This is a genomic window from Saccharothrix violaceirubra (genome assembly GCF_014203755.1).
In the GTDB taxonomy this organism is placed as follows: Bacteria; Actinomycetota; Actinomycetes; order Mycobacteriales; family Pseudonocardiaceae; genus Actinosynnema; species Actinosynnema violaceirubrum.
This window is the reverse complement of record NZ_JACHJS010000001.1, coordinates 3,704,556-3,716,282: the sequence shown is the minus strand read 5'-3', so window position 1 is coordinate 3,716,282 and position 11,727 is coordinate 3,704,556. Positions and strand designations below refer to the sequence as shown.

General features: G+C 65.0%; 12 protein-coding genes. 5 read left to right on the top strand and 7 right to left on the bottom strand.

The features are described from left to right. Positions 1 to 5: 5 nt before the first annotated feature. On the top strand, positions 6 to 1,481 hold the full coding sequence (locus F4559_RS17405; RefSeq protein WP_184670014.1) for a recombinase family protein: 1,476 nt from the start codon (positions 6 to 8) through the stop codon (positions 1,479 to 1,481). Between the two features lie 230 nt (positions 1,482 to 1,711). Here F4559_RS17405 and F4559_RS17400 read toward each other — a convergent pair whose 3' ends face one another. The 3 genes from F4559_RS17400 to F4559_RS17390 are packed head-to-tail and all read right to left on the bottom strand — an operon-like array spanning position 1,712 to position 4,742. After that, the gene (locus F4559_RS17400; RefSeq protein ID WP_246445237.1) at positions 1,712 to 4,069 is read right to left on the bottom strand and encodes an FtsK/SpoIIIE domain-containing protein; all 2,358 of its coding nucleotides are present in this window, start codon (positions 4,067 to 4,069) and stop codon (positions 1,712 to 1,714) included. Further along, on the bottom strand, positions 4,066 to 4,374 hold the full coding sequence (locus F4559_RS17395) for a hypothetical protein (protein ID WP_184670012.1): 309 nt from the start codon (positions 4,372 to 4,374) through the stop codon (positions 4,066 to 4,068). The genes F4559_RS17400 and F4559_RS17395 overlap by 4 nt, the downstream gene beginning before the upstream one ends. Further along, positions 4,374 to 4,742: a WhiB family transcriptional regulator gene (locus F4559_RS17390; RefSeq protein ID WP_184670010.1), complete on the bottom strand. Its 369-nt coding sequence runs from the start codon at positions 4,740 to 4,742 to the stop codon at positions 4,374 to 4,376. Before F4559_RS17390 ends, F4559_RS17395 begins: the two co-directional genes overlap by 1 nt. Positions 4,743 to 5,324: 582 nt before the next feature. Between F4559_RS17390 and F4559_RS17385 the strand changes: the two genes are divergently transcribed. From F4559_RS17385 to F4559_RS17375, 3 genes are all read left to right on the top strand, one after another. After that, on the top strand, positions 5,325 to 5,768 hold the full coding sequence (locus F4559_RS17385) for a hypothetical protein (RefSeq protein WP_184670008.1): 444 nt from the start codon (positions 5,325 to 5,327) through the stop codon (positions 5,766 to 5,768). Positions 5,769 to 6,119: 351 nt separating this feature from the next. Next, complete coding sequence (locus F4559_RS17380) at positions 6,120 to 6,938, top strand: hypothetical protein (RefSeq protein ID WP_184670006.1); 819 nt, start codon at positions 6,120 to 6,122, stop codon at positions 6,936 to 6,938. 85 nt (positions 6,939 to 7,023) lie between these two features. Next, positions 7,024 to 7,467 carry an Imm1 family immunity protein gene (locus F4559_RS17375; RefSeq protein ID WP_281386326.1) on the top strand — a complete coding sequence of 148 codons (444 nt, stop codon included), beginning with the start codon at positions 7,024 to 7,026 and terminating at the stop codon, positions 7,465 to 7,467. Between the two features lie 27 nt (positions 7,468 to 7,494). Here the strand turns inward: F4559_RS17375 and F4559_RS17370 are convergent, their stop codons facing one another. The 3 genes from F4559_RS17370 to F4559_RS17360 form a co-directional block, all read right to left on the bottom strand. Next, positions 7,495 to 7,962, bottom strand: a complete 468-nt coding sequence (locus F4559_RS17370; RefSeq protein WP_184670002.1) for a GNAT family N-acetyltransferase — start codon at positions 7,960 to 7,962, stop codon at positions 7,495 to 7,497. Between the two features lie 4 nt (positions 7,963 to 7,966). Next, on the bottom strand, positions 7,967 to 9,391 hold the full coding sequence (locus F4559_RS17365; RefSeq protein WP_184670000.1) for a helix-turn-helix domain-containing protein: 1,425 nt from the start codon (positions 9,389 to 9,391) through the stop codon (positions 7,967 to 7,969). Between the two features lie 198 nt (positions 9,392 to 9,589). Continuing rightward, positions 9,590 to 9,874 carry a carboxymuconolactone decarboxylase family protein gene (locus tag F4559_RS17360; RefSeq protein WP_184669998.1) on the bottom strand — a complete coding sequence of 95 codons (285 nt, stop codon included), beginning with the start codon at positions 9,872 to 9,874 and terminating at the stop codon, positions 9,590 to 9,592. A gap of 143 nt (positions 9,875 to 10,017) precedes the next feature. On the opposite strand from F4559_RS17360, the gene F4559_RS17355 reads away from it, so the two are divergent. Further along, a complete protein-coding gene (locus F4559_RS17355; protein ID WP_184669996.1) occupies positions 10,018 to 10,875 on the top strand; it encodes an RNA polymerase sigma-70 factor in 858 nt (285 codons plus the stop codon). A gap of 163 nt (positions 10,876 to 11,038) precedes the next feature. On the opposite strand, the gene F4559_RS17350 is transcribed toward F4559_RS17355, so the two are convergent. Further along, a complete protein-coding gene (locus F4559_RS17350; RefSeq protein WP_184669994.1) occupies positions 11,039 to 11,722 on the bottom strand; it encodes an SDR family NAD(P)-dependent oxidoreductase in 684 nt (227 codons plus the stop codon). Positions 11,723 to 11,727: the final 5 nt, after the last annotated feature.

The following is an 11,727-nucleotide window of genomic DNA, read 5'->3' as shown; positions in this document are numbered from 1 at the left end:
CTCCGATGACAGTGGACGAAATATTCCCGAAGGCTTTGCAGGCTGACAGAAGGTATCTAATAGAAGGGAACGACTCACGTCAGCTTTGCGTGTTCTACCTTCGCAAGTCCGTTGGAGACGACTTCGCAACCCAAGTACTTCGATGCCTTCAGTTCGCGCGCACCGCGAAGATGCGCCTTGACATCGCAGTGGGGAACGAAGGTGTGTACTACGACGACGACAAGTCTGGTTCGAAAGCGATTGAACGTCCCGGCTACAACGCATTGATGACGGACATCATCACCGGACGGCTGTCCGGTCGCTCTATTATAGTTCGAGACCAGGACAGGCTAAGTCGCCGCGAGTCCTCCGTTCTGGAGGACTACCACATTACTACCGAAATGGGCAAGGTTCGCACTTACGACTCCTCGGGGCGCGAAATTCGCGACGATGTTGTCACCGGAATCATGGGCGTAGTAAGCCGAAACGAGGCCAAGAAGACCGGGTATCGGCAACGCATCCGTAAGGAACTCCGGGCCATCGAAGGGCTGCCGCCGAACGGAGGGCAACGACGGACCGGCTACACATCCCAGTACGATGCGATCGTCTGGGAAGAGGCGAAGATGCTCCGACACGCGCGACGGAAAATCGTTGCCGGAATGTCGTCGTACAGGGTAGTAAAAGACCTGAAGAGAATGGGCTACACCAAGCCGAACGGTAAGCTGTACTCCGTCGCTGACATAGGACGCTTCCTTAAAGATCCGGTGTACGCCGGACTCCGGGTATTCAGTCGCGACATCGTGATTGAAGGGCGTACGATACCAAAGGGTTCGGTGGTGGCCAAGGGGGGATGGCCCAAAATATTCACCGAATCGGAACATTACGAAGTCGCCGGGATTATTGGCAAAAACAAGAAGTGGTCAGGCGAAGGTAAAGTTCGACACCTGCTGACTGGAATTCTGGTTTGCGGCCAGTGTGGAACTAAGATGGGCTACGGGCCTAAGCATGGAGGACGAAGAAAAGACGGCTCTCGGACGATGAGTCACATTTACGTTTGCCTCGTGGGAAAGGGCGGTTGCGGAAATGTCTCACGAAACGCCAAGGTTCTTGAGGCTTTCTTTGTTGGATTGACCTATGAGGCTCTAAAGCGCCTGCCTGTCGAGCCTGTCCGACCTGAGGTCGACACCACTTCAATCGAGGTCGAACGGCAACAGAAGAAGATCGCAGACGCAGTGCAGGCGTTCAAAGACGACCGGATCGACATCGGCGAACTTGCAGATATTCGACAGGATGCACAGGCCAAGATCGCCGCTCAGCGCAAAATTGCCGCCTCGAAGCCCCAGAGGTCGCAACTCGGTGACGCAGATGAATTCCTGAATGCCGAAACGCTCGCCAAAAGGGATGTAATACGACGACTGTTCCCAGTTGTCGGAGTGCGCTCCGGCGGCAAGGGTGTGCGGTTCGATCCGGATCAACTTATATTTCCGGAGAGCATGCCTTGAAAAGAAAGGGAAGAGACCCCCGACCGGCTGACCGGTCGGGGGTCTCTTCTATTCAAGCATCGTGCGAATGTCTCGCGCTTTCGCTTCGTCGAAGAATCTTGTCTTCTCCAACTTCGCCAGGAACTCGGCGATCCACCGAAGTTGATTCTCGGGTAGACCGTCGGATTCCTCCCTCATCTGGCCAGTTGTGTCCTCGCCGGACTCGAACCGAGGTGTCGGTTCATCGGTGGTCACGACGCACCGACATCAGGAGGGAGGGAGTCCGCCGAGCGACCGTCCAGGTGCCTGTGCGGGCCGTTGGCGGGTTCGTCGTCAGTCTGGCTGGGGCCTCCCTGGGATGGCCCTTTCCGCAGGCTGCGAGAGGGGCTCAGCCGCCCGGAGGAGGCAGGGATGACTCCCTGGGTCCCTCCGGCCTCCCTGTCGTCCGCTGGGACGTCTGCGGCGTCCTCGTCGACGCCGATCGCCTGTGGGCGGCGAGCCAACGCGGAGACGACATCGGCCACCCGTACGACCATCGCCCCGTCCGACTTGTACGAGTGGACCCCGTGCCGGAGCAGAGCGGCCCGGAGATCACGTGCGCTCCACGGTTCGTATTCGCCAGGGTTGTGGGCTGCGAGACGTGCGAGTACGACCTGAGTGCGGACACGGGGTTCATCTCCGATTACTGAGTGGATGTCTTCGAGGTGGTCGACCGGGGCGGCCATGATTTCCGGTATAGGTTCGCGGGCGGTCATGGTGCGGCTTGTGCTGGCCATGTGTTCGAGGGCTCGGACGACGACCGGTGTCACCAGGTCGGCCCCGTCCTCGAACGGGACGTAGAACGTGCGGACGAGTTCGAATGTCGCGTCTGTGACGCCGACGGCGACGCAGGTTCCCCGGTCGGTGCGCATCCGTAGTTCCGTCGCCCGGATTCCCGCCCGGTACCTGCCGGACCCGAGAAGCCCGTCGTTGGCGATGTGGTCCGCGACCGCGAAGGCGGCGCCGCACGAGACGTTCCGGGTGACCTCCCTGGGGATGCTGTCCTTGGTGGGTGACTGTGTGGCCAGCAGCAGGACGATTCCGTACTTGCGTCCGCGTTTGATCAACCGGACGGCGAACTCCTCCGCGCTCTTTCCGTACCGGGGGTGCTGGAACAGTTCGTGACACTCGTCGATCGACATGATCAACGGGTGCAGTCCCAGGGCGGGTTTGTCGGCCAGGCGCCGAGAGACCTTCGGCGGACGTCCGGGCTGTTCCCCGAGAATCCGGCCGCGTCGTTCCATCTCGGCGCACAGGTCCTCCAACGCCCGCACGGCGTCGGCCGCGACGGTGTCGTCCAGGCCCATGCGGTAGCGGCTCAGACGCGGCCTCAGGGGCTCGAAATCGGGGCTCTCGCCCATGACGAACACCCACAGTTCGCACGTGGGGTCCAGCGCCGCGCCCAGCAGCAGCACCCGCAGCAGGTTGGTCTTGCCCTGCCCCGGCCGGCCGCCGATCAACCAGTTGGACTCGGGCAACGGCGGGGCCACGACCACCCCGCGCTGCGACAGTCCGACCGGGACCCCGTCGAACACGTCCACGGTTCCCTCGTGCAGCAACGGCCAGCCACCCGCACCGCCGGAGAGCGTGCCCTTGTCCGCGACCCACAGGTCCAGCACGCCGTCCTCCTCGCCGGTGGTCGGCCAGGTCTCCAACGACGCGCGCCCGAGGTTGCCCGCCAACACCCGGCGGCGGTCGCAGACCATGTCCGCCGTGACCCCCAACGGCAGACGGATGCGGGCGTGGGTGCCGTCGCCGTCCCGGCGCGCGGGCACGGTGTAGACCAACTCCCCGCCGCCGCGCAGGAACGCGTTCAACGGCGCGATCCCCAGGTGCGCCAACGCCTTGGAGATCATGCGTTCGTCCACCCAGGACCCGTCGTCGTCGCGGTCGGGGCGGGTGATCCAGGACGCGCCCGGTGTGCGGTCGCGTCCCTCCCACACCGCCGCGCACACCAACGCGCACACCGTCGACCGCCACACCCACGGCCACCCCACGGCCACCCCGTGCCCGATCGCGTCGCGCACGGCGTACACCGCGCGCAACCACCCCGGCATGACCTCGCGCCCGGCGACCATCTCGCCCAGTGCCAGCAGCACCAGCACCACCGTGGCCACGGCCGCGCCGACCGCCACCCGCCGCACCACCCCGCCGGCCCTGGCCCAGCGAACGCGTGCGTCGGCCCGGATCGTCTCCTGCGCGGTGCGCCGGGCCTGCACGTCCCCGGCCAGCCGTGCCGCGCGGGCATCGGCGCGCAGGTCCGCGTGCGACGCCCACCGCCACCCCTTGGCACCCCACCGGCCCACGCCGCGCACCAGGAACCACGACAGCCGCACGGCGTCGCGCGGAGCCTGACGCACCCGGTAGCGAGCCACCGACCGGGCGTGGACCACGGCCGGACACCGCACCGCCGCGCGCACCCGGTCCCCGGCCACGCCGACCACCGCTCGCCACCGCGGAAAGGCAAGCCGCGGTACACCTTGTCCCTGTGCCGCAACGGTTTCGTCGTCGACCATCGCGCCGTCGAACACCATCGGCACCATCTCGCCGCGTTCCGGTCGAGGGGTCATCGCCGGTCCCTCCGACGGTCGTCGAGGACGGTCACGGTCAACGCGCGCACCAACGACCACGACGCGACCAACGCCGGCAGGCCCAACGCGGCGACCCGCACCACCGTCGTGGTGTCCGGGTGGGTCAACGCCAGCCACTGACCCGCGACGATCACCGACGCCCCGACCACCGTCCGCCCGGCCAACGAGAACACCCGCACCCCACCGGCCCGCGACCGCCGCACCGACCGCCGCCGCCACACCACCACGAGCACCAGCACCGCCACCGACCCGGCCACCGCCGTGAGCACCCCGCCCGAGGCCATCAGCGGCCCCCCGCCGGGTGTCCGCCCCCGCGCCGGTCCAACCACCGCACGAACACCCGCCGACGGTCCTGCGGGGCCAACGGACCCCACACCCCCGCCGTGGCCGGCTCGCCGTGCGCCCGCATCCCCCGCAGGTCCCATTCCAGGCACTCCCGTTGCACCGGGCAGCCCGCGCACACCCGCGCGGCGACCACGCGGTCCGCCCGGTCGTCGCCGGTCCACCCGGGCGCCTGGTCGCCGGTCGCCAGCCAGCCGCACGACCCGTCGACGCGCACAGCGTGCACCAGCTCGGCGTCCGCCAGCCCCGCCACCCGGTCCAGGTCGACCGCCACCCGGTCGAACACGTCCCCGCTGTCGCTGTCGGTCATCGGCGTGCACCCCGCTCCGGGGACTCCACGAGCCGGGCGACCGCGCACACCGGCACCCGCACCCCGCCCCTGCCCCTGCCCGCCACCGTCGGCAGCACCCCGGTCCGGACGGCCCGCCACACCCCCGCTTCCCCGCACCCCAACAACCACGCCGCTTGCCTGATCGTCAGCGAATTCGAACGCGAAAAATCCATGATCGATGTCCTTTGCCCGATGAACACGGCTCGCGGGACCACGAGCCGTCGCCATCGAGTAACCACCGGCCGGCACCCCGGCGACCATGATGGATCGGGAATGCCCTCATGCCGGTGGAGGAATACCGCAGGTCACCGGGGGCGCGGCGGGACGGGGTATTCCGAGAAGGAATGTCGACCGGCCGGATATTCATCCCGGGAATGTCGCGGCAGCGGCCTCCCGGCCGGCCGGTCGCGACGGTGCCGGGGCAGGGGTCCCACACCGGGCCGGCGTACTCCGATCGGTTGATCCGACTGGTACCGCCGAGGCGCTGACCAGGAGTTATTCCTGTGCCGGAGTGTCCCATTCCCAGATTGACATAGACCTCGCCGGTGTCAGGCCACCACGGTGGTGCCGACCGAACCCGGCGTCACCGACACGCCCTTAGGAAAGGCGGGATGCTCCTTGCCCGGCAGGCTGCTCAACCCGTTCGTCGACGCGGAGGCGCTGGCCTCCATAACCCCGGCCGACATCGCGAGCCATTCGGGCACGATGACCGCGTTGGTCTATCTCGTGTCCGACGGTTACATCGCCTACCCCCACGGCGGTACCGCCACGGAATTGCCGTGCCTGGTGTTCCGCAAGGAACCGGCGGCGGGAATAGTGGAGGCGGTTCGAGTCCAGGAGATCGAGTGGTGCGAGGCACACCGGTTGGTCGACTCCAAACCGACCGCCGAGGCCTACGGTTCCGTGATCGACGTCGTCCACACCATCGCCACGCGATGGCTGAGGATCACCGGCGCCATCGGGGCATCCGTTCCCGTCCCGTCGCCGAGGCCGGCCCGCCGGTGACCACCGCGCGATGGGGAATGGAACAGACGGTCGCGGTCGCCGCACTGCTGCCGCTGTTCGGGTTCATGTTCTCGTGTCTGTTCTCGACCTCGTTCCGGGACCGGTCGGGCCGGTGCCGACGTCGCCGGAAAGCGACCCGCTGACCGTGCCCGCGTCACGGGAACAACCGACCCTGTTCGTCCCGATCGTCGGAGTACTGCCCGAGGTGGCGCCGGCGCTCGTGCGTCCTTACTTCACCGCCGCCGAGAGGGCCAGACGGTTCCGCGACACGACATCGGGCACCCACACCCGCGACGGTGGCCCGCCGACCGGCGGCGCCACCCCCACCACAGGAAAGGAGAACGGTTCGAAGTGGAAACATTCCACAATGGACTAGCCAATGCCAGACGCGCGGTCAGGACGGGCGACGTCGACCAAGCGGTACTCGTCGCACACAGGCTGTGGACCGGCTACGGGCCGTATTCGGTGCACATGGTCAACGGACTGCGCGAACTGCACAAGGAGATCACCGCGACCTCGCCGTCCGGTGAAGCGGCGTCGACGTTGTTCGAGGATGCGGCAACCGCGCTGGCGGGCTTCGGACTGCTTCGTCAGGCGGAAGAGGAATGGAAGCGGTGCGTGGAGGTCTGGGGCCGCCGCGAGGCCGCCGATCCCACCGACCACAACCGTTTCGGCTACGTGGCGGCGATCGAGAACCTCGCCGGCGCCTTCTGGGCACGGGAACGGCAGGACAGGGTGGTCGACTGCCTGGACCGTTCCATCGCGTGCTACGACCGGTGGGGATGGAAAGGCCACCGCGCCACCGCGTTCCGGGAACTGGGCGCCGTACTTCTGTGCGCCGGACGATTCGAGGCGGCGGAACAATACGCCATCATCGCCGAAAAGCAGCACGACGAAGTCTCCGCCGAGACCGGCCGCACCTGCCTGGACGAAGTCAAAGCCCATGTACTCCACGCACGTATAGCCCATGCCCGGGGCCGGAAATTCGGCGCACGGCAGAGCCTGAACAGCGCACGCGCTCTCGCCGCCCGGCTGACGCCCGACCGGAGCGCAGAAATAGACTTCTTGATTCGTTCGACGCGCGACGGACGGAAGATGCCTTCCGTGACCACGACATTTCCGATCGTAGAATACGGGATAGTCGCCGAAGATCTCGACGACCGGGACTAGATCCAGTCTGTCCGGAGACCTCCGCACTGTAGTTATTCGCCCACTCGTTGACGCCGAAACGAATTGGGTCAGCACAGGATGGCGAATGATAGTCACAGCATCCCTGACAACGGGAATCGCGCGCGTGGCATCCGGTAGGGATGAATGCATGCGACTGATCGAGGACGTCCTGGCCCTTGACCACGTCCACTGGGAAACGGTCATGTCGGTCGGTGACGAGGAGTTCTACACGACCCCGACCGGGCCGTATCCCAATCATAAGCTCAGAATCAGCGTCGATCCGGCGTACGGTTACGCGGCGATCAACTATGTCGACCACGAGGACGGCACCATGCCGGTTGCCAGCACCATTTCGACAAGCAGCCTGGCGCCACCCGAACTGCATCTTATCTTCAGCGGTCAAACCGGCGCAGTATTTCCATCAATCTGTGCCATCTCCATAGTCGACGCACGGCACGCCCTCACAGAGTGGATTGAGACGCGTGTACGACCCAAGTGTGTCGAATGGCAAGCGTACGACGAGTACTAGCGGGCTTACCAGAACACACCCTGTCCGCTAGCTGATCGTACGACGATAGAATATCTTTCCATCATGAGGGGCAACGCTCAGGCTTTCATAGAACCGCTGCGCCTCTTCGTTGGATCGGTCGGTCGTCCATTCAACGCGACTGCACCCACTCTTGTCAGCCTGGTCAAACACGGCTTGCATGAGCGCTTTTCCTGCCCCCTTGCCTCTATGGCCCGGGCGGACAAAGAGTTCCTTCAGATACAGTGAGCTTGTCGATCCGGCCGCAGGCCACAGGTAAGAGATTGTCGCCAACCCGACAACGTCCCCATTGTCTGCGCGGGCCAGAATGGCATACACCATAGGGTGAGCGCCGAAGAGCGTCGAATCTACCCGAGCCAATCGCTCCTCAAACGACTCGATAACTTCATCACCGTAAAATGCATCAATTTCATTCAGAAGTTCCGCAACCGTTCGGACGTCATCACCAACTGCCAGCTTTGTTACAAACTGCGACATCGGGTCACCCTTCGAACTCGTTCGATGCGGCAATAATTTCATGGAGGGCCAGGGCCTCGACTCGACCACTCTCGCTTACAGGAAGCATTCGCAACGTCAATCGAGCACGATCGACTATCAGTCCAGCAGCCTTGCCCGTCTCAAGTTCACCGAGAGTACTTGCCGCAATTGCGAGACCATTCACGATATCACCCTGGGCAATCAGGCTGTCTGCGCGATCAAAATACACAAGAGCGCGATCCATGAAATCATCATGGGGCGTCAAGCGGAGTGCATGATCTTGCGCGACAAGCGCTCTTTGGAATTCGCCCAGTTTGGTGAGAACGTTACTTTCATGGAAGCGCAACTGGGCTTCAGAGTATCCGAAAGCCGACGCAATGGTCGCCGCACCGTCAAGCCCGGCAGTCAATGATTCCGCAATGCCGATTGCGCGCAGTGCGTCCGCTCTCAATCCTTGGTTCGCATACGCGCGGGCCTCCAATGCCGCTGCCAGTGCCGAACCGACTCCACCCGACTTCCCTGCGATGTCTTGAGCGTATCGCGCCGCATCGATTGCGGTGTGCATATTTCCTGCATAGAAGTGCAGATAGGCTTCCTGTGCGTGCACCCACGCTCGCAAGTTCAAATCGTTGGATTCACTGGCAAATTGACGCGCGGTCCTCGACCAATCTGCCGATCCTGATATATCTCCGACCTTGAGCAACGTCTGACTCATCAGCCCGGATAGTTGCGCCGTATTCCTGGCCATTCGCTGCAGTACGTGACCGGACGTGGCCCGAACATAGAAGACACGAAGCTCCGACAGGTTCGCCAAAATTTCTGAAGCGAGCGTAGCGTGCGGGCGCCAACGAGTGTCACGCCCCAATCGGAAGACGGCTTCATCCCAGTCGCTGGCGCCTCGCTCGCTGATGAGCGTGGACGCGAGGACTTCGGATAGATCCTGACGGAGTTTCGCGGCGTCGATCCCCGTAGTGGAAACCCCGCGTTCGGTATAACGACCCTGCGGAGGCAGACTGAACCACAGCAGGCTTTGAGGCAGGTGCAAAGTCTTCGCATAGCGCCGAAGTACTTCTAGGTTTTGCTCGGCTCTGGGCGCGTTCTCGACTTTGCTGATCTGCGCCTGAGTGAGGCCTAGCCAACGGCCAACAAGTTCTTGACTCAACGCCCTACCGTAAAGCTTGAGATGGCGTGGGTGATGCCTATAGACCTTGATTATCCTGCCAATGTGCTGACTGTCGCTCGCTGCGCGAAATTCGGCGGTATCAAAAAATTGGTCTTTGAGAATCGGTGGCGTGCGCAACTGGTCCTGCGATGCGCGATGGCACCGATTGCACATCTGGGCGCTGTTGCCTGCCTCAAGCGGAGTTCCACACTCTGCGCAAGTGCGACCATCGGACGTCCAGTCGGACCCCCCTACGGTCACGCTCATGCGAGAGTCTCCTAACGGTCAGCGCCCGATCACCGCATGGACCAATCAGCCTACATGCACCGACTGTGCGACCGGTGCATGTCGACACGGAGACGCTGGCTCGATAGCGGTGCCTAGGTGAACCACTGAGAAGTTCGCGTCGAACGCGCCTCTGTTCATCGTGCTACGTGTGTGGGCAGTCACGGGACAGCTTGTTGATCATGTCGGCCGCGCGGTCTGCCCTCGGGTGCCCTTGCCGCTCCTATGTGTCAGTTCGTTGCCAGCCCTTCTGACCTGGCACTTTCGGGGACTGCCGTCCACTTTGGATGTGCATGTTTGCGCGAAGTGGAACCCGCAGCCGTTGATCTGGCTCGCCCGCAACGAGACCAGCTCCTGGACGGTGTGCGACAACGACGACTGCCGCATCACCTGGGCCAGGCCGACGAACCGCTTGGTGAACTTGGCGGCGAACTCGTTGTGCGGGAAGTCGAATCGGGCGCTCATGACGTCGTCCTCGTTTCGTCGGTGGTGGGACGAACACGAGACGGCGCTTCCCCGGCCCGTGTGACAGTGACGAGCGCCACTGCGGTCGGCTGTCACAGAACGGCGGGCCACGTCGTCCGGTGTGCGACCACTGAGGAGGAGTCATGACGTCGGCGTTCGTCGCACACCGCAACCTGCTGTTCACCGTCGCCTACGAGATGCTCGGCTCGGCCGCCGACGCGGAGGACGTGCTCCAGGAGACGTGGCTGCGCTGGGCGGGGGTCGACCACGGCGAGGTGCGCGACGCACGGGCGTACCTGGTCCGGATCACCACCCGGCAGGCACTCACCCGCCTGCGCGTGCTGGGCCGGCGCAAGGAGTCCTACGTCGGCCAATGGCTGCCCGAACCACTGCTGACCACACCCGACGTGGCCGAGGACGTCGAACTGGCGGACAGCGTCTCGATGGCGATGCTGCTGGTCCTGGAAACCCTGACGCCAACGGAACGCGCCGTGTTCGTCCTACGCGAGGTGTTCGCCGTGGACTACGACGAGATCGCGGCGGCCGTCGACCGTAACCCCGCCGCCGTACGCCAGATCGCCCACCGCGCCCGTTCGCACGTGGCCGCCCGCCGACCGCGCGAGACCGTGTCGCCGGACGAGACCCGTGACGTGCTTGAGGCGTTCCGCCGGGCCGTGGAGACCGGCGACCTCCAGGGCCTGCTCGACGTACTCGCCCCCGATGTCGTGCTGGTGGGCGATGGAGGTGGCATCAAACAGGCCCTGCCCAAGCCCGTTGTCGGCGCGGACCGTGCCGCACGGGTGCTGCTGAAGGGCGCGGTCGGCCTGGTGCTTGAGCCGGCATACGTCAACGGCCACCCGGCGCTGGTCGTGCGGGTGGAAGGGGTGCTCGACAGCGTGGTGGCGGTGCACGTGGAGAACGGCTTGGTGGCGGGACTTTATGCGGTGCGCAACCCGGAGAAGCTATCGCACATGGCCGAGGAGACCGTGCTGAGCCGGTGAACGCCGCGCCCTCGACTGCCGATTGCGCGGCTCGATCGGAGGTGCTGCGGGCGTGGAGCCGGTCGGAAGCCGGTTCTCACGCGGTCGGGAGGGGGTTGGCCAGTCACGAGAACGGCACGGTCCCGCAGCCGGCTCAACGCCGGCCCGCATGTGCCGCCCTCCGTCAGGGAGTGATGAGGCGTTCGGCGGGGTGGCGGGTGGCGTGCATGTCCCAATGGATGTGCGCGATGTCGTCCGGTTCCATCGGTGACGCGTCCTCGGGAGTGCCCGGCGTCCCCACGATCCACGCGCCGAGGGCGACATAGCCGACGTAGACGCCTTTGTCGGCCAGTGCGCCGTTGAGGTTGAGTGCCCAGTTGCGGAGGGCCGCGCCCGACGCACCGGCACTGCCGGCCCACGGCGTGGGCACGACCGCACTGGCGCCGGTGGTGTACAGCAACGTGCCGGTACCGGCAGCCATCATCGCGGGCAGCACCGTGCGGGTCGCGGTGATCGCGCCGTAGCAGGAGCCTTCGATCTGCGGTCGCAGGTTCTCGACGGTCACGTCCAGCACCCCGGTCATACGCCCGTCGCCGACCCGCACGTGCGGTGCGGAGTACTGCAGGACATCGATTCCGCCGAACCGCGTCGCGGCATTGTCCAGGGCGGCGGCCAACGTAGAGCGATCTGTGACATCGGCGGGAAATCCGGCTGCCTCGACGCCGTCGGCCGCCAGTTTCCCGGTGAGTTCGCCGAGGCGCTCCGGGGAACGGGCGATCAGGGCGACGTCGAAGCCGTGGCCGCCGAAAACCCTTCCGAGCGACAGGCCGAGGCGCGTCCCGGCCGCGACGAGAGCGATGGTGGGCATCGTGA